Source organism: Thioalkalivibrio sp. ALM2T (assembly GCF_000381505.1).
Taxonomy (GTDB): Bacteria; Pseudomonadota; Gammaproteobacteria; order Ectothiorhodospirales; family Ectothiorhodospiraceae; genus Thioalkalivibrio; species Thioalkalivibrio versutus.
The window spans coordinates 108,940-133,166 of the sequence record NZ_KB906557.1 but is presented as its reverse complement, the minus strand read 5'-3'; the positions used below and the strand labels follow the sequence as shown (position 1 = coordinate 133,166).

Genomic DNA, 24,227 nt, shown 5'->3' with positions numbered 1-24,227 from the left:
TCGGATGTTTAGTGAAAACAGAGACTTGTGTCACGGATAACGGAGGCCTTGACGGAAAATCGGCGATTTTTCGCCGCCCCGGCAGGTCCTCACCGCCGCAGGCGGCAAGGGGTGGCAGGATTCTGACACCCTGCGCCGGGGCGGCGTTTCCCGAGGAACGGCCGGCCTACATGAGCCGGGCGCGCGCTTGCCCTACACTGCGCCGCATGATTCGAATACAAGATATTGAGCTGCGTCGCGGTCGCCAGATCCTGCTGCAGCACGCCAGCCTCACCGTGCATGCGGGCTGGCGCGTCGGCCTGACCGGCGCCAACGGGTCCGGAAAATCCAGCCTGCTGGCGGCGTTGCAGGGCGAATTGAGTCTGGATGCCGGCGAAATCGACCAGCCCGCGGAATGGGTGGTGGCGCATCTTCCACAGGAGGTTCCCGGGAGCGAGCGCTCGGCCGTGGACTACGTGCTGGATGGGGATACCGAACTGCGCGACCTGCAGCAGCGTCTGGAGCAGGTGTCCGATGGCGCCGAGCAGGCCCGCCTGTTTGGTGCGCTGGAGGCGATTGACGGCTGGACGGCCGATGCCCGTGCGCGCCGACTGCTGGCAGGCCTCGGATTCGCTGCGGCGGATGCGGATCGGCCCATGAGCGATTTCTCCGGCGGCTGGCGCATGCGCCTGGGCCTGGCGCGCACGCTGATGACGCGCTCGGATCTCTTGTTGCTGGACGAGCCCACCAACCACCTGGATGTCGAGACCATCCTGTGGCTGGAGGACTGGCTGGCGCGTTATCCGGGGACGGTGATCGTGATTGCGCATGACCGGCGGTTTCTCGATTCGGTCTGCACCCATATCGCGCACATCGAGCGCGGTGGTATCGCGTTGTACGCCGGCAGCTACACCCACGCCGAGGCCAAGCGCGCCGAGGCCATGGCCCAGAGCGAGGCGTCGGCCGCAAAGGTGGCGGCCGAGCGCGCCCACCTGGAGGACTTTGTCCGTCGCTTCCGTGCCAAGGCGAGCAAGGCACGCCAGGCCCAGAGCCGACTGAAGCGTCTGGAAAAGCTCGACGAGGTTGCGGTGATCCGCGCGGCCCGGCCGATTCACCTGGAGATCCCGACCCCGGAGCGTCTGCCCGACCCCTTGCTGGCGCTGGATCATGCCGAGGTGCGCTCCGGGGATCGCGTCCGCCTGCATCCGACGACTTTACGTCTGCGCCCCGAGGACCGGATCGGCGTGCTGGGCCCGAACGGTGCCGGGAAATCGACACTCTTGACGCTGCTGGCCGGCGAGTTGGCCCCGACCGCGGGCGAGCGCCGCGTGGAGCCCAACCTGAAGGTCGGCTATTTTGCCCAGCACCAGAGCGAGCAGTTGGACCTGAAGGCCTCGCCCCTGGTGCACCTGCAACGTCAGGACCCGCGTGCCGAGGAGCAGCGCCTGCGCAACTTCCTCGGTGGCATGGGTTTTCCCGGCGAGAAAGCGGACGCTCCGGTGGGTCAGTGTTCCGGCGGGGAGCGGGTGCGCCTGGTACTGGCGCTGCTGATCTGGCAGGCGCCCTCGTTACTGTTGCTGGATGAACCCACCAACCACCTGGATCTGGACATGCGCGAGGCGCTGGCCGAGGCGCTGGAGAACTATGCCGGTGGCCTGGTGGTGGTGGCGCATGACCGTGAACTGCTGGCTCGCGTCTGCGACCGTTTCTGGAAGGTGGAAGGCGGCCACCTGAGCGACTTCGAGGGGGACCTGGACGACTACGCCCGCGAGCTGAAGGCCCGCGAGCGGGAAAGTGTCGCCGCGAAAGACCCCGGAACGCCCGCTACGACGTCCCAGAGTGGTCCGGCACTGTCACAGAAGGAACGGCGGCAGCAGGCGGCGCAGGCGCGTGCCGCACTCAAGCCACTGAAAAAGAGTGCGGACCGAGCCGAGCAGGAATGTGTCCGTGTTCAGGAGCGACTGGATGCGCTGGAGACCGAGCTGGCCGACCCGGCGCTGTACGCCGATGAGGCGGCGGATCGTCTGGCCCAGTTGACCCGCGAACAGGGCGATTTGCGCAGTCGGCTGGAGACGGCGGAGGCCGAGTGGATGGAGGCGCTGGAGGCGCTGGAATCCGCCCGGGGTGAGACTGCGGAGTGAGACCTTCTTCAAAGACCAACCCTTGAACTCGGGTATTGCGGGGTCTATACATCAGGGTGAATGCATTGGAGCGAGGAGTGATCCCCATGAATGCACAGGAACTGAATCGTCGCTGTGTCGAGCTCTTTCACAACCCGGATGCGAAACTGCATTGCTGGCACCCGCGCATGTTCTGGAAAACCAACATGCTGGAGAACCCGAAGCCGGAAGACCTGCAGGAGCCCAAGGTCGACCTGCGCGAGCTGGAGGTCATGCTATCGGAGGCCGCGCACGAGCCTTCGCAGTGCGCCGACGAGCTGGAGCAGGAAGAGCCCGGTCGGGCTGCATTGATCCGGCACATGATGGAGCGGGGCGAGATGCCGCTGCTGCATCGGCCGCACTGATCGTTCCATCAAGGAGCGATGATCGATGATGGAGTGAGCCCCCAGCGGGGCTCGATCCCGTCATGTACTGGCGGGAGCATCGGCCCCCGGTAGCTTGTGCTGCCGGGGGCTTTTCCTTGCCGGTGAGTGAGGATTACTGGCGGATGAAATCCGAGAAGTAGAGGGCTGCGATCCGCGGCGACCCGGTAATCTCCTCGAGCAACTCGTTCAGCTCCTCCGTGGCCTCGTTGCGCAGATCCTCGCGCGCGCCACCGCCCGTCAGGCTGTCGGGACTGCGCCCGCCAAGGATGCGGATCAGTCGGTCGCGCACTGCGGGAATGTGCTCGCGGATCGCGCGGGCGTCTTCCAGATCGTTGCCTTCCAGCTGGATGGAGGCCTGCAGGTAGCGTCCGCGGTCGGAGGACGCCATGTTCACCACCACCGGTTCCAGGGTCACGTAATGGCTGTCCAGGTCGTCCACGGCGAGCGCGAGGGGGGCGGCCAGCATCAGGACAACCCCCAGAAGAGCAAGGTGCAGGGAACGAAAGGGGCTGCGGATCATGGTGTGTGCTCCGGGGCGGGTTGCGTGCTGGAGGCGATCAGGTCGCCGCGTCGATGGGGCTCCTGATCAAAGTATGCCACCAGATGCTCATAGATTTCGGGCATGGCCTCGCGCAGGCGCGCCGGCTCGAAGAAAAAGGACTCTGTTGCGACGGCCAGGAACTCCTCCGGGGCGGTGGCCGCATAGGGGTCCAGCGGCAGCTCGGCCTCGTCGATCTCTCCGGAATCCACTGCTCCCACGAAAGCCTCGAAGGCCTGCGAGAAATCCTCCGTCCAGGCGCTGGCCGACTGCCCGCGGCGTAGTGGCGGGAACCCGTTCACCTCGCCGTTGCCGGCATCCAGTACGTGGGTCATCTCGTGCACGACCACAGCGCCGTCGCGCTCGACATCGTTCCACGACAGGATGACTGGGCCGCGTTCCCAGGCCTCGCCGGACTGGGGTATTGCCCCCTGGTGGACGATGCCAGCCTCGTCCACCCACTCGTGTTCGGGCACGAAGGTGTCGGGATACAGGATCAGCGTGCGCCAGTCGCGGTACGGTTCGAGGCCCAGTTCCAGCACCGGCAGCGCGGCGTAGGCGGCGATCACCTGGCACTGCCAGGGTTCCGGTTCCGCGGCGATGCCGATGAATTCCTTTTGCGCCAGGATCTGGCCGACCAGTTCGCGCAGCCGGGAGCGCTCTTCCGGTGTGAGGCTGGCGATGAACGGGGCCCGTCGACGCAGGGCCTCCCACTCGTCGTTGTCCAGTTGCACGGCCTCGGGCTCCAGGCCGGAAAAGGGCCCGAGGATGCGCCGGAACAGGCCGCGCAAAGGAAAATTCGGCGTCGAATCCATCCGTCAATCGTCGCACGTTTGGCTGGCATGCGTCCGCCTGCGGCCGGCGATTTCCGCAGGGCGGCTAATGATTGCCGCCCTGCGGCCGTTATGCCCTGCAACCGGAAAAATTGACGGGAGCAACCGTGCAGATTGCCGATTATTCCATGCAGTTATCGAGCCAGCGTTTTGCGTTGGAGGCGACGCGGCGCGAGGCTCGCATGACCGTGGTCGAGGGAAGTGTGGTGCGCCCCCGTCAGGTGCCGGAGCCGCCCGCGAATCCGGCCCCGGCAGCGCGTGCCTTGCAGAATTCCGCCCCCGGCGTGGCCGCACGCGCCCCCTTCGTGGGGGTCGCCGCGGCGGACAGCGAGTTGACCTCGGTGGACCAGCTGCGTACCGAGCTCCTGCGACTGATCCTGGAGCGCTTTACCGGGCGCGAGATCCGGGTGATCGATCCCGCCGACCTCAAGCCGGCCGACACCCCGCCGGAACCCCTCGAGCGGCCCGTTGCGCGCCCCCCTCGTCCAGCGGCAGGGCTCAGTGTCGCCTGGTCCGTGGAGCAGACCCGGATCGAGGTCGAGAGGACATCGTTCCAGGCTCAGGGGCGCGTGCACACGGCCGACGGCAAGACCATCGACCTGGATATTGCCCTGACCATGAGCCGCGAGTTCATCGAGCATAGCCGTCTGCAGGGTGGCATGGATGCGGAGCTGCACGATCCGCTGGTGATCAATTTCGACGCCCCGGCGGCCGCTCTTACGGACACCCGCTTCGAATTCGATCTGGACGCTGACGGTTCGCCGCAACAGGTGGCCTTTCTGCAACCCGGCAGTGGTTTTCTCGCGATCGACCGGTCTGGCAGCGGGCAGGTCGATGACGGCTCCGAGCTCTTTGGCCCACTGACCGGTGATGGCTTCGCCGAACTGCGACGGTTCGATCATGACGGCAACGGCTGGATTGATGCGGCGGATCCGGTTTACGACCGCTTGCGCGTGTGGACCCGCGACGCCCAGGGCCGCGATCAGTTGCTGGCGCTGGGCGAGGTGGGCGTCGGGGCGATCTACCTCGGGCATGTCAGCACGCCTTTTGATCTCTGTCGCGGCGGCGACAACAGCCTTCTGGGGCAGGTGCAGTCGACCGGCGTCTGGGTGGGCGAGGATGGCCGCAGCGGCAGTGTGCAGCAGATCGACCTGAGCGCCTGACGGAACCCGCAGGGCCATTCCTGCGTCGAGGGGTACATAACGGCTACCCTGTAACTTTCGTCCACTCCACGCGAGCGATCCGGCGCATGCGACTCGATACCCTGTTCCTTCGGCGGCGGTCGACCCGGCCTTTTCTGCCGCGCTCCCCGCGAGCCGTGCCATTGCCGCGCAGGATGGGTGGTCTGTTGCTGGTCCTTGCCCTGGGGCTGGGAGGCTGCGGGGGCGAGCCTTCGCAGGCGGGTGACGAGCCGGCCGCCGAGGCCGCGACGCCGATCGCGGCGGTGGAGCTTCAGCCGCGGGACCTGTCGCGCGAGCTGATGGTGTCTGCGCGGGTCGAGCCGCGGGCGTGGGTGCGGCTGGCGGCGCGCACCGATGGTGTGGTCGAGGCGGTGCATGTCGAGGAAGGCGATCGCGTCGAGCAGGGCGAGACCCTGGTCGAGCTGGACGTGGCCGAGGAGCGCGCGGAGCTGGCGCGGGCCGAGGCGCATGTCGAGGAGGCCCGGCTGGAATACGCGCGCAGTGCCGAGTTACGTGACGAGGGGATTGCCAGCCGAGCCAGCTACGAACGGGCACGTGCCGCGTTGCGCTCGGCCGAGAGCGAGCAGTCGTTGTGGCAGGCTCGGGTCGATTACGGGACCCTCGCCGCCAGCCGTGACGGCGTGATCACCGAGCGCATGGTCGAGCCCGGCGAGGCGGTCGCCGCGCGCGATACATTGCTGGAACTGGTCGATACCACCACGCTGGTCCTGCGTCCCGGGGTGTCCGAGCTGGACGTACGCGATCTGGTGGTGGGCCAGGATGTGCCCATTCGGCTGGATGCGTTTCCGGATACCGATTATGTCGCGAAGATCCGGCGCATCTTTCCGGCCGCCTCGCCGGACTCGCAGCAGGTGACGGTGGAGATTGCCCTGCCGGCCGAGGCGGCCGACAACGGGGTGCGCCCGGGCAATCTCGCGCGCATCCGCATGACCGTCGACGAACGCCCGGATGCACTGGCGGTCCCGGCCGCCGCCATCGGCGAGGACGGAGACGAACGCTATGTCTACGTCGTGGTGGACGAGCAGCTGGAGCGGCGCAGCGTCGAGACCGGCGTGACCCGCGGCCCGTGGACCGAGATCACCGACGGCCTGGAAGAAGGCGAGATCGTGCTGGCCACCAACCCGATCGACATGCGCGAGGGTCAGCGCGTGCGCATCGTCGGCTGGCGGGGCTAGAAGATGGCGGTTGGGCCGGAGGACCGCCCGCGCGGGCGGGTGACCAGCTTCTCCATCCGCCGGCCGGTGGCGATCATGGCACTGGCCTCGGTAGTGATCGTGCTCGGCATGTTCTTTGTCGATCGTCTGCCGGTGGATCTGCTGCCGCACGTCGAGTATCCGCACATCCGTGTGACCGTGAACCATCCCGGCACCTCGCCCGAGGTGATGGAGGAACAGGTGACCCGCGTGCTGGAACGCAACCTCGCGGCCACCGAGAACCTGACCCGCATCTACAGCCGCGCCTCCGAGGGCCGTACCAACGTCAATCTGCTATTCGAGTACGGGACCAACCTGGATTTGGCGTTGCAGGACGCGGCGCGCCACCTGGAGCTCGCGCGCACGCAGCTGCCGGACGATTTCGAATCCCTGCGCCTGTACAAGTACGACCCCTCGCAGGACCCGATCTGGGAGGCGGGGTTTTCCTCCACCGTGCGCTCGGAGACCGCGGTGCGCGACTGGGTGGAACACCAGCTGGCGCCGCAGCTGATCGCGATCCACGGCATCTCCTCGGTGGAGGCCTCCGGTGGGCAGGAGCGCGAGCTGGAGGTGATCCTCGACCAGGAGCGGGTGCGCGGCTATGGCCTTTCGCTGGCGGCGATCAGCACGACGCTGGAGGACGAGAACCGCGAGGTGGCCGGGGGCTGGGTGACCTCCGATACGTTTGACGTGATGGCCAAGACCGAGGGGTTGTTTACCTCCGAGGCGGACGTGCGCAATGTGCTGATCCCGCTGCCGGGGCCGCAGTCCGCGCATGTGCGCCTCGGCGAGCTGGCCGAGGTGCGCGATGGCCACCGCGAGCAGCGCCTGTTCATCCGCCTGGACGGGACGTCGGCCGCGCGCGTGTCCGTGTTCAAGCTGCCGGATGCCAACACCGTCGAATCGGTGGACTCGGTACGCGCCACGCTCGAACGGCTCGAGCGCTCGGGGTTTATCCCCGAGGACATCCAGTGGGAGGTGGTCAGCGACTCCGCCCCGTTCATCCGTGGTGCGGTCAGCTCGGTGGGTACCGCCGCGATCCTGGGCGGCGTGCTGGCGATGCTGGCGGTCTTCCTGTTCCTCGGCAGCCTGCGCAAGAGCTTCATCATCGGGTTGTCGATCCCGATTGCGTTGATGGCGACCTTCGCCATGATGGGCCTGGGCGGGCTCACCCTGAACATCATCAGCTTGGGCGGTCTCGCGCTGGGGGTGGGGCTGTTGCTCGACAACGCCATTGTGATGCTGGAGAACATCTACCGTCATCGCGACAAGCTCGGAAAGTCACCGGAGCAGGCGGCCCATGATGGGGCCGGCGAGGTGGTCTCGGCGGTGACCGCTGGCACCCTGACCAATCTGGCCGCGGTGCTCCCGTTCCTGCTGATTACCGGGATCGGGGCGCTGATCTTCCGCGAGCTGATCCTGACCCTGTCGTTCGCGATCATCGCGACCCTCGCCGCGGCCATCACGCTGGTGCCGATGCTCGCGGCCCTGCTGACGCGCATCCGCTGGGAGAGTGGGCTGGACCGGACCTGGCTGCTGCGCGGGTTTGATCGCGGGATGCAGGGGCTACGCCGACGTTACCGGCGCCTGTTGCCGAAGGTGCTGCGCCTGCGCTGGGCGGTGCTGGGGGCGGCCAGTGTGTTGCTGATCGGCGCGGTGCAGGTGGGCAGTGAACTGGGCACCGAGTTCCTGCCGCAGGTCGACGATGGCCAGGTCAGCGTGCGTATGGTCCTGCCGCCGGGCACGCCCCCGCACGAGACGGATGCCGCCGCACGCGATATCGAGACCGCGCTGGAAGAGCTGCCGCATGTGGAGAGCGTGTTCGCGATGGTCGGTGGGCACCTCGGTGGCGGCGTGGTCAACGAACGCCCGGGTACCTCCAATATCACCGTGCAACTGACCCCGGCCGGACAGCGCGACATGAGCGCGGGACAATGGGTGGCCGAGGCGCAGGAGGCGATGGATGCGCTGGAACTCCCCGGGGCACGGATCACCGTGCGCCCGCCGAGTATCCAGGGTCTGCAGTTCAGTATCACCGGGGATGATCTCTCGATTGCGGTGGTGGGGGCGGATCTGACCGAGATGCGCCGCATTGCCCGCGTGATCGCCGGGCGCCTGGAGGGCATCCGGGGCTTGGAGGGCGTCGAGGTCGGGCGCGAGGACCAGAGTCCGATTCTGCGCGTCCATGTGGATCGCGAGCGGGCGGCTGCGCTGGGCCTGCAGGTGGGCCAGGTGGGGCAGGCGATCCGCGACGCGGTGGAAGGGTCGGTGCCGACGCAGTACGTCCGTGACGATCGCGACTACGACCTGCGCGTGCGCCTGCCGCGCGAGGATGTGCAGGATACGGCCACCCTGGGGCGGATGATTCTTTTCCGCGACAACGGGGATCCCGTGCGCCTGGCGGATGTGGCCGAGTTCGAGATCGGCGAGGGCCCCGCGCATATCGAGCGCGAGAACCAGAGCCGGGTGGTGCGCGTGAACGGCGACATCAACACCGAGGTGAACGATGTCGGCTCGGTGATGGCCGAGGTCGAAACCCGTCTGGCCGGGGTCGACATCCCGGAGCATTACAGCCTGCTAATCGGTGGCGAGTGGGAGACCATTCAGGAGACCCAGCGCGAGATGGCGACGGTGGTGGCCCTGGCGATCTTCCTGGTGCTGGTGGTGCTAGCCGTGCAGTACGAGCGGCTGGCCAATCCGCTGATCATCGTGGCGGCGGCTCCGCTGTCGCTGATCGGGGTGGTCGCGATACTGTGGGCGACGGGCACACCGGTCTCCGCCCCGGTGATGATCGGCGCGATCCTGCTGATCGGGGTGGTGGTGAACAACGCGATCCTGCTGGTGGAGTACATCGAGCAGGGCCGCCGATTACGTGGCCTGAGCCCGGCGCGGGCGGTGGTCGAGGCCGGGGCGTTGCGCCTGCGGCCGATCCTGATGACGACCATCACGACCGTGCTTGGCATGCTGCCATTGGCGATCGGCCTCGGTGAAGGCGCCGAGATTATGCGCCCGCTGGCGCTGACCGTGGTCGGTGGGCTGATCGCGGGGATGGTCCTGACGTTACTGGTCGTGCCGTGCCTGTACCTCGTCGTGAATCGCGCCGCCGAAGGGGTTAAGCACCGTCTGACCGGTGGTGTGCGCGGTGTCGAGGCAGAATCGGACGGCCCCGCGCTCCGAGGGTAGCGGGGCCGTCGTTCGATCCGTTCGCCGGCGGTACTAGAACCGGTAGCCCACGCCCAGCATGAAGCGGGAGGCGTCGGTGTCGAAGCGCAGGGTTGTACCCGGTTCCGGACGGATGGTCTCGCGCCCGAAGAAGGTGTAGGAATACTCCGCGCGCAGGAACATGCGGTTGTCCATCTGGTATTCGACCCCGAGGCCGAGGCGACCACCGTTGATGTTGTCCTTGAAGCGGGCCAACTGGTCGCCGTCTTCGCTCAGCCGCGTATCGGTACGGGCATATTGGTAGCCAGCCAGCCCGTAAAACAACACCTGGTCGTTTACCACGTGGCCAATGCGGCCGGTCAGTCCGTAGCTGTACTTGATGTCCTGTCCCAGTTCGGCATCCTCGAGACGTACGGTCAGGTCGGCATCCTCGGACTGGAAATCCACTTCGCCGCCCAGGTACAACCCGTTGTCCAGCACGGTCCCGAATCCGGCCATGGCGCCGCCGGTGAAGCCGGATGCGCTGATGCCCGAGATGCCGTCACCATCGCCCTCGTCGTAGTCGGTGTCGTAGCTGGCCCAGCCGAGCTGCCCTCCAACGTAGGCGCCGTGGAACGGGCTAGCATGGGCGGCGCTGGCGGAGGCCAGCAGGGTGAAGGCGCCGGCTACGGCCACGCCGATACGGGTTTTCTGGTGCATGTGATTCTCCCTTGAGTGGTTGTCGTGACAGGGGCCGAGCACCCCGGCCGGGTGGAATGTTGGCACAGTTCGCGGCCAATCGGGCTCGCCGGTGTGCCAGAATCGTGTCTTCGGGCCGCCGCGCGGCCATGCTATTGCACGCAACGGGAGTTAACTGAATGAACATGCGAACGGGAATCCTGGTCTCGCTTCTGGCTGCAGCTTTTTCGATGGCCACCGCCGCGGCCGACGAGGTTCATACCGTGGAGCAGCTGAATCAGGCGCCGGCCGAGCTGGATGGCGAAGAGGTTCGCTTGAAAGGCATCGTGGGCCGGGTGAACGACGACATCATGGGCCGCAACTTCATCCATTTCGTGGACGGGACCGGGGAGCAGGGTGATTACATCACCATCACCTCGACGGAGATGCCCGAGGTGGGTGATCGGGTGGTCGTGACCGGCACCCTGACCCTGGATCGTGACTTCGGCTCGGGCTACACCTACCCGGTACTCATCGAGGGCGCCAAGTTCACCGAACAGGAATGACCTATCGGCTATAGCGTTGAGGGCCGGAACGATCCGGCGCTCATCTGCGCCGCACAGGATGGTGCGGCCTTCTGGGAGACGCGCGACTCAATCAGCGCCTCCCGATACATCCCAAGGAGGGGAAACGATGTCCATCAAGGGTCTGCTACTTCGCTTTGCACTGCTCTATATCTCGCTGATGATCGCCGCGAGCGTCGCGATCGCCTATTTCGAGTTGGAAGGAATTGGCACCGCCATCGGCATGGCGATACTGGGCGTCTCCGTCATATGGCCCTGCGAGGCCTTTGGTCGCAAGAACGGGCGCTACCTGTCGCGCGGCGAGAAATGGCGGGTGATCACAGGCATGGTGGCGTTGTTCTGGCTCACAGACGTCCCATTGGGCCTCATCGCTGTCCTCGCAGGCGAGGTGGAACTAGACGCGCTGTTCCTGGGCATCCTCGCAGTCGTCGCGCTGGTCTACGCCCTGTTCATTGCTGCAATGGTTCATTCCACGGGGCGCAGCCTGCGCAAGCGGGGGTTGGTCGCTGACGAAGCCGCGCAATAGCGCGCATGTTTGCGCCGCCGGGTCTTTCTGGTGGCGCCCGCCACTAGTGGTGCTTGCTACGCGTACCTAATCGGGCGAGGGGCTGGCTACGCTATTCCAGCACGGCGTCCAGGAGCGCTTCGAAGGCCGGGGTGGCCTTCTCCACGGCGCGGTCCATTTCCGGGCCCGGGCTCAGTGTGCTCATAAAGCGCGGGTGCAGCATGGACAGCTGGGTGCGGCCGTCTTCCTCGTACAGCGAGAGGTGGCCGCAGGGCAGCAGGGCCGAGACGTGGGGGCCGGCGGCGAAGATATCCCCGGCGGCCGGGATGTAGCAGATCTTGACCAGGATAAGGGCGCCCCGGCGCAGCGGGATGTCGGTCAGGTAGAACCAGTCGCCCGAGGCTTCGGTGTAGTCGCGTATGGCCTCGAGTACGGCCTCGCGCGATTGCTCGGTGCTCTTCACGATGAAATGTTCGTGTTCGGGGGCTTCTGCATGGGCGCTGGCAAGGGGCCATCCAAGCAGTAGAAGCAGTGACAGGCTGTACAGGACGTAGCGCATTCCGGGCTCCCTTGGGGTGTGATCGCCGGGGCAACCTCCGGTACAAGAAGAATAGGACACCGACGCGGGGATTGCCCGGCTCGGACAGGGCAATGGAACGACGTGACCAGGGAGGCAGGATGCAGGGCTGGAGGGGGCGCGATAAGGGCCCGTGGGTGGCTGGGTTGGGTGCGGTGCTGGCAATGGTGCTGGGCGGCTGCGCCTCCGTGCCGCCCGGGGAAGCCTTGAGCGAGACGATCAACGAGTACCGCGAACGCCAAGGGCTGGCGGCCATCCCGTGGTCACCGGCGCTGGCCGAGGTCGCGGAGACCCACCTGGATGACATCGAGACGCACGATCCGGTAGGCCGGCAGTGCTCCCTGCACAGCTGGTCGGATAGCGGCGCGTGGACGCCCTGCTGCTACCGGGCGGGCGATCCAGTCTCGGCCCGGTGCATGCGGGACAAGCCGAGCGAGTTGACGGAGGATGCCTACCCGCATCCGGGGTTCGAGATCGTCGCCTGGCGCAGCGAGGCCATGACCGAGGAGACCGCACTGGACATCTGGCGCCGCAGCCCCGCGCATTACGCCGTGCTGGCCAATGAGGGTGTCTGGGCCCACCGCGAATGGCAGGCAATGGGTGCGGCCCTGTCGGAGGAGTACGCGATCGTCTGGTTCGGGCCGGAGCCGGATTCGGAGGAGTAGCTCGCCTCTTGGTCAGTCGGCCAGGTGGCGTTTCAGCCAGCCGAGTTCCTCTTCGGACCAGCCGGCATTGCTGACGGCGTTCCAGGCGTCGATGTAGTGCTCGGTGGCATACACGTGGCCGTAGCCGCGCGGGGCGGCATCGCCGATGGTCACGTCCACGGCCAGTTGCAGCATGGTGATCACCGGGTACCAGGTCAGGTCCTGCGAGACGTCCGGGCCGCGCGGGGCCTGCATCCACTCCGGCTTGCGGTACAGCGCCTGCGGCTCGAAGAAGGTGACCGGGTCGCTCGCGTACTGCAGGTAGACGATGCGCATCGGCCCCCAGTCGGCATCGGGGATCTCCAGGTGGTTTTCCTGATTGGTGAAGCGCACCACCGAGCTGTCGCGAAAGCGCGGCAGCCAGGCCGGGGAGTCCGGCTGGCGCTGGCGCACGATGTCGCGCCAGGTCTCGCTACGGAAGGGCGGGCCGGCCCATAGCGCGCCGGAGAACGGATCGCCGATCACGTCATACAGATCGGCCGCGCGCTCGGAGTTGAGTGCGCCGAGGCTCAGCCCGTACAGGTAGAGGTCCGGGCGGGCGTCCGGTGGCAGCTGCTTCCAGTACCCATAGATCTCCGCGAACACTGCCTGGGCGGTTTCATGGCCGTACTGCGACTCCGCCATCAGCGACAGCCAGCTCGGCAGATAGGAGTACTGCACGGCCACGGTGGCCACATCCCCGCCATGCAGGTACTCGACCGGCTGGATGGCGCGATTGTCCACCCAGCCGCGTCCAGTCGGCGTGGCCAGCACCAGCACCGAGCGATCAAAGGCATTGACCCGCAGCATCTCCTGCAGCGCCAGGCGCGCCCGTTCCTCGATGGTCTCGGCGGCGTTCAGCCCCACATACACGCGGATCGGATCCCGCGCGGCCTCGCCGGCAAAGTCGGCGATCGAGGCGGCATCCGGGGCCTGGCCGATGAAGCGCTGGCCCTGGCGGCCCAGCCCCTGGTCCCAGGTAATTAGCGACGCCGGGCTGCCGCTCCGGAAGGTCGCAGTGGGCTGCTCCACGCCCGGGTATTCGCGCACGTCGAACTGCTGAAAGCTGCGATCGGCCGTGCGCAGGCCGTATTCCAGGATGACCCCATCGATCACCGCCCAGAACACCCCGGCCGCCACCAGCACGCCGATCACGTTGGACAGCCGGCGCGGGACAAAGCGGCGCAGATGCCGCGCCAGAAACCGCACCAGCAACTGGAACAGCCGTCCGACCGCGAGTGTGGCGGCAAACACCGCCGCCGCGATCAGACCCAGCCGGATCGGGAAGCCCCCATCCACCGGCTCCTGCTCCATCAGCGCGCGAATGCTGTTCTGCCACTCGGTCGCCTGCCACAGAAAGAGCAGCACGACCAGTGCGGCGCCGACGCTGGCGATCAGTACCAGCACGTTATGGGTACGGTCGCTGAATTCGGGCAGTTCCAGGTAGGACCATAGCCAGTGCAAGAACACGCCCAGCCCGTAGCCCGCCGCCAATGACAGCCCGGACAGGATGCCCTGCACGTCATCGGTGCGCGGAATCAGGCTGGGGGTCAGCGACGCGGCAAAGAACAGCGAGGCCAGGATCAGCCCCGGGATCGACAGCGTCCTCAGGATACGGGTCGCCCAGCCAGGCCAGATAAAGCCTCGCACTCGGGTTTGCAGGCGAGCGACGGCAGACATCGCGTAAGCGCTTCCTTCAAAGATGGCGGAAAAGCTCATCCTGTCGGCCCGGCCCTACGGGTTCAAGTCTCCCCGCTCACATCCCGCCTGCCGAGCGGTCCCACCAACCCGTCATTGCGTGGAGCGCAGCGACGAAGCACAAAAGCGCGAAGCGCGTTGAACGGCCGCAGGCCGGCCCGAAGGGCGAGCGGAGCGAGTAACCTCCATCCGAAACCACCAGCGCGAGCTATATCACCAGCACCGAGCTTCCACCTAATCCAGCCTACTCAGCCGAGACAGCCCGCCGAAACCGAAACGTCCCCTCAACCATCCGCAACGCCACGCCAAACAACGCAACCTGCAACAGAAGCCCACCCGTCGCCGCACCCACCGCCAGCCCGGTCGCCAACCCCAACGCCATCAACAACATCAGCAGCACGGCGGCGACACGGCTCCGCATCCAACCACCCACCAGCGCCAACAGCGCAACCAGCGTGCCTTCGGTCATCGTGGGCGTATGCGCGACCAGCACACCCAGCATCACGACTACAACGCCAGCGAACACGAGCACCCAGCCGGCGACACGCGCCAGGCGCTGGGCCTGATCGTGGTTCTCGATGGACTGCAGCAGCAGGAGCAGGTCCGCGCCTGCGCCCGACCAGTGGGGGGATCGTGATTCATTCATGTGGCCACGGTACTACAGCGGCATGACAGCTCGGTGACAAGCCATGTCCTGCCGCGCCGAGAGCATCTACTTGAGATCGAGCGATTGGCAGACCCCGAGCACGAAGTGCCGGCCTAAGCGTCAACGGCGATCAGACGCCACCTCCACCCATAGGCGAATTGACCCAAGTCCACCCTCCCAATATGGTCCAACGAAGGAATAGTCCTGATTAGGGCCTTAGAATCTCAAGTGCATCGTTGATGGCAGCTTAAACCTCCGGATTTGCCATCAAAAACGGCCTTCTAAGGCGTTCGTAGGGGGCATCGATTCGGTCTATGTCACCGATTCTGGGTGTTTTTCGCAGGTCCGACCCCGTCATTGAAAAGGGTTCGCGTTAACTGTACTAGGTAGTCGTGCATGGGAAGTCTTGATTCTTGGTCTGTTGAGTTCGAGAAAATTGGTTGGTTTATTCCTCCTTATGTGACCATGGGGGAAATGGATGAAATCCTAAGAAGAAATATTGAAGATCAGGGCGGCCTTACTCAAGCAGGCCTTGGAGCGATATTGGCTGATATATATTCTCCTTCTAATATCGCTAGCCTATATGTAGAGAAATACTCGGTCACGCCTTTTATAAAAGATTACATGAACATCTTAGGGGATGGTCTGGAGGCCCATTTTCTTGGTCTGCATTATGCGGCAGTAGCAACTTTGATTCCTGTTGTGGAGGGGGTTTCTAGGCGGCTGGCTGACAAGAGGGGTGTGGAGCACAAGCATATAAAGAAAACAATTAAAAACCTGTGTGAAAGCTGCAAAACAGAAGTTGCTAGCAAAAAGTTGGGGGCATATGAAGAAGTGGGATCAATGATTGATTCTTTTGAGCGGTTCGCAACAAAGAAATTATATGCGGGCTCTGGTGAGTTTCCGCATGACGACAATACGAACAGAAACGGCATCATGCATGCTGTGTATGCTGACTCAGATTACGGAGAACCAATTAACTCCTATAAAACGGTTGCAGCCATTAATTCGCTTTGTTTTCTATCCGAAATTGATTCAGGGTTATCGTGGTTTCCACCAAGAAGAAGTGAGGCGGGCATGAAGAAGTCTTTGTATTATTCTATGTGCCAAAAGATAGCAGCTCTTAGAGAGAAAAACGGTTAACAAGAGCAGGCGCGGCAACGGCTTTTTCGTTGCGACGTCGCCTGTTCTACAAAACCGAGCGTGCTGCGGGAGGCCGAGCAACGGAGGTGTAACGGGGTCGGACACCCAATAACGGGGTTGGACCTCTGAAACCTGCTCACAATCATTGGGATGGGCGAAGACAAGGGGCCTTTTGGGGCCTTAGAACGTCAATTTTGACGGCAGAATCGGGCGATTAAGAGGGCGAGAGCGCGTGACCGCTTCGCGAGGAGGGATTCGAGGTCGAGTGAGTTGAGGACCAAAGGCGGGGTGTAACCGCGCTGCGGCCTCGACGCCGTGCAGCGCGAGGAGGAGAGGGAGACCGATGTCGTCCGGTCCCTCCACTGGAGGTTGCGGTAAAACGGTGTCTACCTCGTCCCGTGTTCTGACTCACTGGTTGTATTCCGACCAGACCTCGAGGTTCTGGCCGGTCAGGTCAAAGCTGAGGACCTGGTAGGGATCTTCGCGTCCGGTTTCCATGCCGGGTGAGCCATGCGGCATGCCGGGCACGCTCAGGCCGGAGACATCGGGACGCTCGGCCAGCAAGCGCTGGATATCCGAAGCAGGCACATGGCCTTCAATGATGTAGTCGTCGATCACCGCGGTATGGCAGGAGGCCAGTTCCCGGGGGAGGCCCATTTCCTGTTTGATGCCGTCGAGGTCGCGCACGTTCGTGTATTCCACCTTGAAACCGGCCGCCTCAAGATGGTCGATCCAGTCATTGCAGCAGCCACAGGCCGCCGACTTGTAGACATGGATATCCGGCTCGGCCGCCAGCTTGTTGGCCACCACCACGCCCAGCAGCAGCAACAGCAGCGCGGGCAAAATGCCGTAGGTCAATAGTCGTTTGGTCATACAGGGACTCCAGCCGGTGTTGTCTTCGGAATCGGAATCGTGGATCGGGCACTCACAAACCTGCGCCGCACGATCCGCTTGCCCCAGGGGGTGTCGCGGTGCGTTCCAGGCCCCTGTTGCAAGACAGGGGCGGCTCCCGAAAAAGTGCGTAAGCACCCGCTTTATGACGATTGCCGGGGCCTCTTGGAAGCCCTGGAAAGCTCGTCGCTGCCGCGAAGATAACGCGCCTGTGGAGCATAGCGCGAATCTCGAGCGCGGAGCCGCAGGAATCGCCGGGTTTTAAGTCGGGATGGGGAGCCTGGGCCGAGTGCGAGCGCGTTACCGAGTGGGAGATTTCGGTATGTGGGGAATGCGCGATTCGCGGAAACGGGGCTGGGGTTCGCGCCCCGCACTCAGGGGCTGGCGAGTGCGCGCAGGCGTTCGAGGATGTCGGGGTGGTCGAAGTCGCGGGCGCCGATGGCGCGGTAGGCGATGCGGCCGTCGGGGTCGATGACGAAGGTGGTGGGGATGCCGCGCACCGGCCAGGTGTCGATGGCGGTGGCGTCCTGATCGAGCAGCAGGGGGAAGTCCACCGGATAGTCGGCGGTAAAGAAGAAGATGAGTTCGGCATCTTCGCCGACATTGACGCCCAGCACCACCAGCCCGTCCTCGCGCAGTTCCTCCCAGACGCGTTGCAGGGCGGGGAGCTCGTCCCGGCACGGCGGGCACCAGGTGGCCCAGAAGTTCACGATCACGACCTGTCCGCGATAGTCGGCCAGGTCGTGATGTCCGCCGTCGATATCGTCCAGCGCCAGGGGCGGGGCCTCCGGTCGCTCGGGGATGGCCGTGAGCTATTCCTGGTCGGCCGCCGCCAGTGTGTAGAGCGCCGCGCAGGCCAGCCCCAGGAGAATCGAGCGCAGGTACCTGGCCGTGATCATGGGGCCTCCGGAGGCGCGCATTCGAGCCCGTCCAGGCGCTTCTCGTGCGCGGTACCCCCGGCCTCCCATTGGAGCTGCAGGTCGAAACGCGTACCGGGCGCGTGGTCGGAGACGAGCATGCCCATCAGCCAGTCGCCGGGCTCGAAGCGGTGTTCGGTTGGGAACAGGGCCCAGCGAAAGGCAATGCGCGCGCGTTCGGTGACCTCTTGCGTCTGCCATTCCTCCTGCCAGTGGCGATTGAGCACCAGCGGGTGTTCGCCCTCGCGGGTCAGTGAACGCCAGCGGCCGAGATCCAGGTCGAGCGCGGCCTCGGGATGGGTGTTGCGCAGGATCGCCTGGAACACGCAGTGCTCCGCGACGAGCGCGGCCGGCTCGGCCCCGAAACCGCGGCCCATGAAGAACGCGCGGGTCTGGGCGGGAAGCAACTGGGCGAGCTCCAGCGACAGCCCGGCGCCCTGCCAGTGCCAGCTGCTCAGTCCGGTCTCCGCGTCCGTGCGGGATTCGAGCGTATCCGCCCCGGCCGCCCCCGCGTGAAGCGGGAACGCGACCAGGGCCAGCACCAGGGCGCCGAGCACGGCGAGCAGGCCCGGCGGCGCTCGTTCAGGGCCCGCCGAGGACATGGTCGAGCAGGGTCTCGAAGGCGGGCTCTGCGTTTTCCACCGCGCGCTCCAGGCTTGGGTGGGGCTGCAGCGTGGTCATGAACTTCGGGTGCAGCATGGAGAGCTTGGTGCCCCCGTTCTCTTCGTACAGGCCGATGTGGCCGCAGGGCATCATCGCCCCGACATGCAGCCCGGCATCCAGGATGTCCGGTCCCAGCGGCAGGTAGCAGACCTTCAGGGCCGTAATATCGCCACCCGCCAGCGCGAACTCGGCGAGAAAGATCCAGTCCTCCTCGTTCTCGGCGAACTCGCGGATGACGCTGGCGAGCTCTTCTCGGGTCTGCTCACTGTCGTGAATGACAAAGTGGTCGTCGGGTTCGGCAGCCGCCAGCGGCGCCGTCAGGGCCAGCGCCATGGCTGCAGTGGTGGCGAGCGCCAGGGTCGTGATCCGGTTTTGAGTGTGCATGGTGGGTCCTCCTTTTGGGCTGGTTATCGGGTGGCCACGTACCAGTTGTTCTGCGGGTCATGGGCCAGCTGGTGGACGCGGATGTCGCGGAAACCGGCGCGTTGCAGGTATTCGCGGGCGCGCGGTTCGCCCCACATCGCGCCAAGCCCGGGGCCGCCCCGGGCGAGCGAGACCGGCATGCAGTGCATGCAGGAGACGGTGTAGAGAAAGGGCCCGAGCGGGTGATCCAGATCGCCCGGGATCTGTCCGGAGCTGCGGATGTCCTGCATCAGGTAGATTCCTTCGGGCACCAGTGCCCGGTGGATGCCGCGCAGGACGCCCAGGGGATCGGCCTGGTCGTGGATGGCGTCGAAGGTGGTGATTAGTTCGTAGCCTTGCGCCTCGACGTGGCGGTCCATCTCGGCAGCATCCGCCTCGACAAACTGAACGTTGCTCAGCCCGCCTGCCTTGGCCTCGTCTCGGGCGCGTGCGAGGGCCTGTGCCGAGAGATCCAGCCCGGTGAAGTGGCTGCGCGGATAGAGCGCGGCGAGGCGATTGATGATGCGCCCGCTGCCGCAACCGACATCCAGCGCCCGGATCCCGCGTTCGAGGTGGTCGGTCAGGCCGGATACCAGGGGCAGGATGTCGCTCTCCAGCGAGGACAGCACGGTCTGGCCGCTGTCTTCGGCCATGACCTCGTGGAAGCGCGTGTAGTGCTCGTAGGGGACGCCGGCCCCGGTCTGGAACGCCGCGACAATCGCATCCTCCACGGCGCCCAGCACGGCGATGTACTGGGCAAACACCGCCAGGTTGTCGGCAGCGGCTGCGCGCGTCAGGCAGGCTGCATGCGCGGGCGGCAGGGCAAAGCGCGGACCCTCGGGATCCACGGTCACGATGCCCGCGGTTGCCATGGCGCCGAGCCATTCGCGGACATAGCGCTCGTTCAGCCCGGTGCCTGTGGCGATCTCGTCGGAGGTCGATGGCGGCCGTTCGCGCAGGCCGTCGAACAGCCCGGTGCGGTGGCCCACCGAGAGCATCAGGCACAGCGCCCCGTGGTTGAGGATGTCGAGCAGGTGGTCGCCAAAGTCCGCGGTGGCCTGTGGGGGCGGCTGGGTTTCCAGGGCAGACGACATGCGGTGTACCTCCGCGATGGCGCCGGAGTGTCGGCTTTCACCTGGAACCTAGGTCGTCCAGCAGGCCCGTGCGGTCACATGCTTGCGCCGTATGGCCGGATCTTGCGGGGTTGTGTCAGGGGGCCCTGGTGTCCTCGCCCCCAAGGTCCGGTTCGTCCCGGTACAGGCGCCGGTATTCCCCCGGAGACATACCGAAGGCCTGGCGGAAGTGGCGCGCCAGCTGTTGCGGGGTGTAGCCGGTGGTGGCCGCGATCTCGCTGATGTTTCGGGTGGAGGTGGACAACAACTCGCGGGCGCGTTCCAGGCGCAGGCGGGTCAGGTAGCGGTGCGGTGGCTGGCCGTGGGTGTCGCGGAAGGCGCGCGCGAAATGCCAGGGGGAGAGGTCGCACAGGGCGGCGAGCTCGGCGAGGCTGATGGGTTCGTCGAGATGTGCCTGCATGTAGTCGATGACCTGCGCCGAACGGTGCGGCGCCAGGCCGCCCCGGTAGTGCTCGGCCGGGGCGACCTGGCTGGCAAGGCGGGCCAGACGCACCACCACGCACGCCATCATGCTGTCCACGAACACGCGCGCGGCCGGATCGCTGCGCCCCATCTCCAGCCAGAGAAGCTCCAGACCCTGGGCGATCAACGGGTCGTTGTGGTGGCGGGTGTGCACGGGGCCGAAGTCCAGCGGGTCGTCCGGGGTGCGCTCCAGGCAGCTCCGGGCCAGACGGGCGGGGATCCCGATGAAGCGCAGTCGCGCCGGGTCGGTCACGCGGCAGTAGGGTGCGGCACCCGGGGCGATCGCGACGAAATCCCGGGTATGGGTGTGTCCGGAGAAGCGCCCCGCCCCGAGGTCGCAGACGTAGTGAAACGGCGTGCCGGATGACTGGCTCAGGACCAGGTCATCGGATACCGGGGTGAAGAACTGTCCCGGCGGCTGGCGGGTCTCCAGCATAGTGATCGCCGGCGCCGCGTCCGCACGCGCTTCGCGCAAGCGCGGTTCCCCGCGTTCGCGGGTATGGAACTCCAGCATGTTGGGCGACGTGTTCGACATTTTCTCACCCCGCATCTCCTGTATAGGTCATGCCGGTGTCGCCTGCCAGATTCAGCGGTAGACGCGAACCTCCTGCGCCCAGCCGTCCACGCCGCGGTTGGCACAGAATTCCTGCACATGCCCGTCGGCGTAGCGAATCTCCATGTTGAAGCCGGCCGCGGGCACATGGTTCAGCGCTACCTGGCGACGCTCGCCGGGCTGAATCTGGCCCTCGCGGATGCTGGATTCCGAGAGGTCGTGCCCGAAGTCGAAATGGATCGCCTGGATCAGCACATCGCTGTCGTTGTGCACCGTGACCATCAGGGCCCCTTCGACCGGGGGTGTCTCGACACCCCAGTGCACCAGGCCTGCGCCCAGCGCGAGCCCGAGTGCGAACAGCCAGGTGGCCGGGGCGCGCAAGGCGTCCACCACGATCTCGTCCCAGCTGCGGCGTTGTTGTGTGGGTTCCATGGCTTGGGCACCCGGATTGAATTAGCTTCCGCTAATACTAGCAGGGCGGCCGTTGCCATACGCGCTGTGGATGCGAATGGCCGGCCGCATGGTGCGAATACCGCAGGCGGGGGTGTGCTGGGAGACGACGGCCATCGGGCAGGTGGCCTCGGCCGGTGGTTCAGTGTTCGGCTTCGTCGAGGTCGTCGCGGGTGTCGCGAGTCAGGTCGGCGGTCAGGTAGTCCAGGGTCATCGGCAGGCCGAGATCGACTCGTGGCAAGTGCTGCAGGCGGATGCGGATCTGCCGTGGGCGGGCCTCCAGCAGGTGGCCGCCGTGCTGGCGGGCCGCATCGACGAAGTGGAGGTGGTAACCGGGTACGGCGACCGACTGCATGAACTCGGGTGTCCAGAACCCGGCCATGGAGCCCTCGATGTGCTCGAACTCGTATTCCGGCTGTTCGCGTGCCACCTCGACCAGTGGCCGGTAGGCGTCCTGGCGCGGGACGGATCGGGTGCGTACGTAGTCGAAGACCCCATCCAGCCGGATCGCGTACACCATGTTGTGCGACGGGATCAGGCGGTCGAACAGGCCTTGAAGTCCTGCGTAGTCGAGCGGGGTGTCGATGACCTCCTCGCTCCAGGGCCGAAACTGGGTGACGCAGGCGAACGGCGTGCGCGTGTCCGGGGTGACCGCATAGGCTCGTCCATCCGAGCGCAGTTGGTAGACCTCGCCATCCAGCACCACCATCTCGCCGTCCAGGTCGTTGAACGTGCCCAGCCCGAAGTCCCCCTTCGACAGGATGTCGGCGATCGTCGTGTCCTCGCGGTAAAGCCCTTCCACCAGGGCATTCACTGGCGCCGATACGTATAGGCTGGCGGCGGGTGCGGCGGCATCCAGCCAGCGTTGTAAAAGGGCCTGTTCGCTGATGCCTTCGGCCTGCGCGCGACGGGTCAGGCGTTCCAGCAGTTCGGAGGGGATCGGGTTGGCGGGCATGGGGTGCTTTCATGGAGGTCCGAGGTGGGGCCAAGGGTGCGGCGTGCCGCAATTGGACGCAACCAAGCGCATGGCGCAACCAGCGGTGCGGGCCGGTGCATGTGACCCCATCGCCGCATTCGGGTATGTTCGCCGGGTTTCGATGACCGCAGGATTACCGCGACGTGGGAAGTGATGAGCGCAATCTTCAGGCCCTGACGCACCAGCTGGCGGAGGCGCTGGCGGGTGTCGGCCTGCATGGGCGAATCGGGCTGGAGAAGGAGACGTTGCGGGTCGGACCCGAAGGCTCGCCGGCGCTGACCCCGCATCCCGCGGCCCTGGGCTCGGCGCTGACGCACCCGTACATCACCACGGATTACTCCGAGGCGCTGCTGGAACTGGTGACGCCGCCGTTCGAGGATGTGCGCGAGACCCTCGGCTTCCTGCACGACCTGCAGGCCTTCGCCGCCGCCAACGTCGGCGACGAGACCCTGTGGTCGACCTCCATGCCCTGTGTGACGGCCGATGACAATGCGATTCCGGTCGCGCAGTACGGTGCCTCCAACGCCGGGCGCATGAAGACCGTCTACCGCATCGGTCTCGGGCATCGCTACGGTCGCAAGATGCAGGTGATCGCCGGGGTCCACTTCAATTACTCCCCGCGCCCGGAATTCTGGCCGGCGCTGGCGGAGGTGCTCGGTGCGCCCGACGGCCGCGCCTTCCGCGATGAGCGCATGATGGGGATGATCCGCAACCTGCTGCGCTTTGGCTGGCTGGTGCCCTATCTGTTCGGGGCCTCCCCGGCGGTGTGCAATTCGTTTCTCGAAGGCCATGGTGCGGTGCTGGAGGACTTCGACGACGACACCTCCTATCTGCCGCATGCCACCAGCCTGCGCATGGGCGATATCGGCTACACCAACCGCAAGGAGGCGGACACCGGCATCAAGGCGGACTACAACTCGCTGGCCGGCTATGTCGACTCCCTGCGCTGTGCGATCAATACCCCCAGCCCCGAGTGGGAGCAGATCGGGGTGAAGGTGGATGGCGAGTATCGTCAGCTGAATGCCAACATCCTGCAGATCGAGAACGAGTACTACTCCACCGTGCGGCCCAAGCAGCCGCTGGAGCGTTTCGAGAAGCCGACCGATGCCCTGGAGGCGCGTGGCATCGAATACGTCGAACTGCGCTCGGTGGACATCAACGCCCAGCACCCGCTGGGGGTGGACGAGACTCAGCTGCGTTTTCTCGAGGTGTTCGCGCTGGCCTGTCTGCTGCAGCCGAGCCCGCTGCTGGCCGACGGCGAGCTGGACGCGATCGACCGCAACCTGCTGGATGTCGCGCATTACGGGCGTCGCCCCGGCCTCGAGCTGCGCCGGGGAGGCGAGAGCGTTGCGCTCCAGGCCTGGGCGCGCGAGCTGCTGGCGCTGATGCGACCGGTGGCGGCCGTTCTGGATCAGGAATTGCCGGGTGACCCCTACCGCCGTGCGCTCAGTGAGCAGTGGGGCAAGGTCGAGCAGGCGGATCTGACCCCGTCCGCGCGCATGCTGGAAGACATGATGGCGCGCGAGGAGGGGTTCTACTCCTACGCGCGCCGCCTGTCGGCCCAGCACCGCGAGGCCTTTCGCTTTAACGGGCCGCTGCCGCGCGCCGAGACGCTGGAGGCCCTGGCCCGCGAGAGCCTGGCCGATCAGGCGGCCATCGAGCAGGCGGACGAGCTGGACTTCGATACCTTCCTGGCGCGCTATTTCGACGGCACGCTGCGGGCCTCCTGAATCGATTTTGTTCGATTTTTTAGAATGGTCGACCGCATTTAACGCGATTTATCTTCGATAAAATCGATGGGATGATCGGGCTATTACATACATTCAGCCGTTGAG

23 protein-coding genes and 1 pseudogene are annotated in these 24,227 nt (G+C 65.7%); 10 read left to right on the top strand and 14 right to left on the bottom strand.

The genetic code is table 11. The features are described 5' to 3' along the window. Nucleotides 1-206 precede the first annotated feature (206 nt). Together F816_RS0103295 and F816_RS0103290 are read left to right on the top strand one after the other, a co-directional pair. Complete coding sequence (locus tag F816_RS0103295; RefSeq protein WP_019593536.1) at nt 207-2,120, top strand: ABC-F family ATP-binding cassette domain-containing protein; 1,914 nt, start codon at nt 207-209, stop codon at nt 2,118-2,120. Between the two features lie 86 nt (nt 2,121-2,206). After that, entirely contained in the window at nt 2,207-2,503 is a 297-nt protein-coding gene (locus F816_RS0103290; RefSeq protein ID WP_018144712.1) for a hypothetical protein, read from the top strand. 133 nt (nt 2,504-2,636) lie between these two features. On the opposite strand, the gene fliL is transcribed toward F816_RS0103290, so the two are convergent. Both fliL and F816_RS0103280 read right to left on the bottom strand, forming a co-directional pair. After that, on the bottom strand, nt 2,637-3,044 hold the full coding sequence (fliL, locus tag F816_RS0103285) for a flagellar basal body-associated protein FliL (protein ID WP_019593535.1): 408 nt from the start codon (nt 3,042-3,044) through the stop codon (nt 2,637-2,639). After that, complete coding sequence (locus F816_RS0103280; RefSeq protein ID WP_019593534.1) at nt 3,041-3,877, bottom strand: zinc-dependent peptidase; 837 nt, start codon at nt 3,875-3,877, stop codon at nt 3,041-3,043. Before F816_RS0103280 ends, fliL begins: the two co-directional genes overlap by 4 nt. Nucleotides 3,878-4,002: 125 nt before the next feature. On the opposite strand from F816_RS0103280, the gene F816_RS0103275 reads away from it, so the two are divergent. The 3 genes from F816_RS0103275 (at nt 4,003) to F816_RS0103265 (ending at nt 9,473) form a co-directional block, all read left to right on the top strand. Then, nucleotides 4,003-5,058: a hypothetical protein gene (locus tag F816_RS0103275; protein ID WP_019593533.1), complete on the top strand. Its 1,056-nt coding sequence runs from the start codon at nt 4,003-4,005 to the stop codon at nt 5,056-5,058. A gap of 173 nt (nt 5,059-5,231) precedes the next feature. Continuing rightward, on the top strand, nt 5,232-6,272 hold the full coding sequence (locus tag F816_RS0103270; protein WP_155998499.1) for an efflux RND transporter periplasmic adaptor subunit: 1,041 nt from the start codon (nt 5,232-5,234) through the stop codon (nt 6,270-6,272). A gap of 3 nt (nt 6,273-6,275) precedes the next feature. Then, complete coding sequence (locus tag F816_RS0103265; protein WP_019593531.1) at nt 6,276-9,473, top strand: efflux RND transporter permease subunit; 3,198 nt, start codon at nt 6,276-6,278, stop codon at nt 9,471-9,473. Between the two features lie 33 nt (nt 9,474-9,506). Here F816_RS0103265 and F816_RS0103260 read toward each other — a convergent pair whose 3' ends face one another. Continuing rightward, nucleotides 9,507-10,151: an outer membrane protein gene (locus tag F816_RS0103260; RefSeq protein ID WP_019593530.1), complete on the bottom strand. Its 645-nt coding sequence runs from the start codon at nt 10,149-10,151 to the stop codon at nt 9,507-9,509. Between the two features lie 158 nt (nt 10,152-10,309). Here F816_RS0103260 and F816_RS0103255 point away from each other — a divergent pair, with 158 nt between their 5' ends. Together F816_RS0103255 and F816_RS0103250 are read left to right on the top strand one after the other, a co-directional pair. Beyond that, nucleotides 10,310-10,675, top strand: coding sequence for a hypothetical protein (locus F816_RS0103255; protein WP_019593529.1), 366 nt, complete (start codon nt 10,310-10,312; stop codon nt 10,673-10,675). A 127-nt stretch (nt 10,676-10,802) separates the two neighbouring features. Continuing rightward, nucleotides 10,803-11,219: an ABZJ_00895 family protein gene (locus tag F816_RS0103250; RefSeq protein WP_019593528.1), complete on the top strand. Its 417-nt coding sequence runs from the start codon at nt 10,803-10,805 to the stop codon at nt 11,217-11,219. A 91-nt stretch (nt 11,220-11,310) separates the two neighbouring features. Here F816_RS0103250 and F816_RS0103245 read toward each other — a convergent pair whose 3' ends face one another. After that, nucleotides 11,311-11,757 (bottom strand): DUF302 domain-containing protein, encoded by a 447-nt coding sequence (locus F816_RS0103245; protein ID WP_019593527.1) that lies wholly within the window; start codon nt 11,755-11,757, stop codon nt 11,311-11,313. Nucleotides 11,758-11,939: 182 nt separating this feature from the next. Here F816_RS0103245 and F816_RS0103240 point away from each other — a divergent pair, with 182 nt between their 5' ends. Next, a complete protein-coding gene (locus F816_RS0103240; RefSeq protein ID WP_038085318.1) occupies nt 11,940-12,440 on the top strand; it encodes a CAP domain-containing protein in 501 nt (166 codons plus the stop codon). A gap of 12 nt (nt 12,441-12,452) precedes the next feature. Here the strand turns inward: F816_RS0103240 and F816_RS0103235 are convergent, their stop codons facing one another. Together F816_RS0103235 and F816_RS0103230 are read right to left on the bottom strand one after the other, a co-directional pair. Further along, on the bottom strand, nt 12,453-14,138 hold the full coding sequence (locus F816_RS0103235) for an alpha/beta-hydrolase family protein (protein ID WP_019593525.1): 1,686 nt from the start codon (nt 14,136-14,138) through the stop codon (nt 12,453-12,455). Between the two features lie 262 nt (nt 14,139-14,400). Then, nucleotides 14,401-14,802, bottom strand: a complete 402-nt coding sequence (locus F816_RS0103230) for a hypothetical protein (RefSeq protein ID WP_019593524.1) — start codon at nt 14,800-14,802, stop codon at nt 14,401-14,403. Between the two features lie 396 nt (nt 14,803-15,198). Here F816_RS0103230 and F816_RS14830 point away from each other — a divergent pair, with 396 nt between their 5' ends. After that, nucleotides 15,199-15,945: a hypothetical protein gene (locus tag F816_RS14830; protein ID WP_155998493.1), complete on the top strand. Its 747-nt coding sequence runs from the start codon at nt 15,199-15,201 to the stop codon at nt 15,943-15,945. A 408-nt stretch (nt 15,946-16,353) separates the two neighbouring features. Here the strand turns inward: F816_RS14830 and F816_RS0103225 are convergent, their stop codons facing one another. The 8 genes and pseudogenes from F816_RS0103225 to budA form a co-directional block, all read right to left on the bottom strand. Beyond that, on the bottom strand, nt 16,354-16,818 hold the full coding sequence (locus F816_RS0103225) for a DUF411 domain-containing protein (RefSeq protein ID WP_019593523.1): 465 nt from the start codon (nt 16,816-16,818) through the stop codon (nt 16,354-16,356). Nucleotides 16,819-17,210: 392 nt separating this feature from the next. After that, a pseudogene (locus F816_RS13995) lies at nt 17,211-17,648 on the bottom strand (TlpA family protein disulfide reductase); the annotation flags it as partial. Nucleotides 17,649-17,731: 83 nt separating this feature from the next. Next, the gene (locus F816_RS0103215) at nt 17,732-18,355 is read right to left on the bottom strand and encodes a hypothetical protein (protein ID WP_019593521.1); all 624 of its coding nucleotides are present in this window, start codon (nt 18,353-18,355) and stop codon (nt 17,732-17,734) included. Then, on the bottom strand, nt 18,336-18,800 hold the full coding sequence (locus F816_RS0103210) for a DUF302 domain-containing protein (protein ID WP_019593520.1): 465 nt from the start codon (nt 18,798-18,800) through the stop codon (nt 18,336-18,338). Before F816_RS0103210 ends, F816_RS0103215 begins: the two co-directional genes overlap by 20 nt. Nucleotides 18,801-18,823: 23 nt before the next feature. Then, nucleotides 18,824-19,912 carry a class I SAM-dependent methyltransferase gene (locus F816_RS0103205; protein WP_019593519.1) on the bottom strand — a complete coding sequence of 363 codons (1,089 nt, stop codon included), beginning with the start codon at nt 19,910-19,912 and terminating at the stop codon, nt 18,824-18,826. Nucleotides 19,913-20,027: 115 nt separating this feature from the next. Further along, a complete protein-coding gene (locus F816_RS0103200; RefSeq protein WP_019593518.1) occupies nt 20,028-20,948 on the bottom strand; it encodes an AraC family transcriptional regulator in 921 nt (306 codons plus the stop codon). A gap of 51 nt (nt 20,949-20,999) precedes the next feature. Then, on the bottom strand, nt 21,000-21,398 hold the full coding sequence (locus F816_RS0103195; RefSeq protein ID WP_019593517.1) for a hypothetical protein: 399 nt from the start codon (nt 21,396-21,398) through the stop codon (nt 21,000-21,002). A gap of 160 nt (nt 21,399-21,558) precedes the next feature. Next, entirely contained in the window at nt 21,559-22,371 is an 813-nt protein-coding gene (gene budA / locus F816_RS0103190) for an acetolactate decarboxylase (RefSeq protein ID WP_019593516.1), read from the bottom strand. 164 nt (nt 22,372-22,535) lie between these two features. Between budA and gshA the strand changes: the two genes are divergently transcribed. Continuing rightward, the gene (gene gshA, locus F816_RS0103185) at nt 22,536-24,122 is read left to right on the top strand and encodes a glutamate--cysteine ligase (RefSeq protein ID WP_019593515.1); all 1,587 of its coding nucleotides are present in this window, start codon (nt 22,536-22,538) and stop codon (nt 24,120-24,122) included. Nucleotides 24,123-24,227: the final 105 nt, after the last annotated feature.

Coding starts and splice junctions, on each gene's coding strand:
- F816_RS0103295 (WP_019593536.1), top strand. CDS start 207: ATGATTCGAATACAAGATATTGAGCTGCGTCGCGGTCGCCAGATCCTG.
- F816_RS0103290 (WP_018144712.1), top strand. CDS start 2,207: ATGAATGCACAGGAACTGAATCGTCGCTGTGTCGAGCTCTTTCACAAC.
- fliL (WP_019593535.1), bottom strand. CDS start 3,044: ATGATCCGCAGCCCCTTTCGTTCCCTGCACCTTGCTCTTCTGGGGGTT.
- F816_RS0103280 (WP_019593534.1), bottom strand. CDS start 3,877: ATGGATTCGACGCCGAATTTTCCTTTGCGCGGCCTGTTCCGGCGCATC.
- F816_RS0103270 (WP_155998499.1), top strand. CDS start 5,232: ATGGGTGGTCTGTTGCTGGTCCTTGCCCTGGGGCTGGGAGGCTGCGGG.
- F816_RS0103265 (WP_019593531.1), top strand. CDS start 6,276: ATGGCGGTTGGGCCGGAGGACCGCCCGCGCGGGCGGGTGACCAGCTTC.
- F816_RS0103260 (WP_019593530.1), bottom strand. CDS start 10,151: ATGCACCAGAAAACCCGTATCGGCGTGGCCGTAGCCGGCGCCTTCACC.
- F816_RS0103255 (WP_019593529.1), top strand. CDS start 10,310: ATGAACATGCGAACGGGAATCCTGGTCTCGCTTCTGGCTGCAGCTTTT.
- F816_RS0103250 (WP_019593528.1), top strand. CDS start 10,803: ATGTCCATCAAGGGTCTGCTACTTCGCTTTGCACTGCTCTATATCTCG.
- F816_RS0103245 (WP_019593527.1), bottom strand. CDS start 11,757: ATGCGCTACGTCCTGTACAGCCTGTCACTGCTTCTACTGCTTGGATGG.
- F816_RS0103240 (WP_038085318.1), top strand. CDS start 11,940: ATGGTGCTGGGCGGCTGCGCCTCCGTGCCGCCCGGGGAAGCCTTGAGC.
- F816_RS0103235 (WP_019593525.1), bottom strand. CDS start 14,138: ATGTCTGCCGTCGCTCGCCTGCAAACCCGAGTGCGAGGCTTTATCTGG.
- F816_RS0103230 (WP_019593524.1), bottom strand. CDS start 14,802: ATGAATGAATCACGATCCCCCCACTGGTCGGGCGCAGGCGCGGACCTG.
- F816_RS14830 (WP_155998493.1), top strand. CDS start 15,199: ATGGGAAGTCTTGATTCTTGGTCTGTTGAGTTCGAGAAAATTGGTTGG.
- F816_RS0103225 (WP_019593523.1), bottom strand. CDS start 16,818: ATGACCAAACGACTATTGACCTACGGCATTTTGCCCGCGCTGCTGTTG.
- F816_RS0103215 (WP_019593521.1), bottom strand. CDS start 18,355: ATGTCCTCGGCGGGCCCTGAACGAGCGCCGCCGGGCCTGCTCGCCGTG.
- F816_RS0103210 (WP_019593520.1), bottom strand. CDS start 18,800: ATGCACACTCAAAACCGGATCACGACCCTGGCGCTCGCCACCACTGCA.
- F816_RS0103205 (WP_019593519.1), bottom strand. CDS start 19,912: ATGTCGTCTGCCCTGGAAACCCAGCCGCCCCCACAGGCCACCGCGGAC.
- F816_RS0103200 (WP_019593518.1), bottom strand. CDS start 20,948: ATGTCGAACACGTCGCCCAACATGCTGGAGTTCCATACCCGCGAACGC.
- F816_RS0103195 (WP_019593517.1), bottom strand. CDS start 21,398: ATGGAACCCACACAACAACGCCGCAGCTGGGACGAGATCGTGGTGGAC.
- budA (WP_019593516.1), bottom strand. CDS start 22,371: ATGCCCGCCAACCCGATCCCCTCCGAACTGCTGGAACGCCTGACCCGT.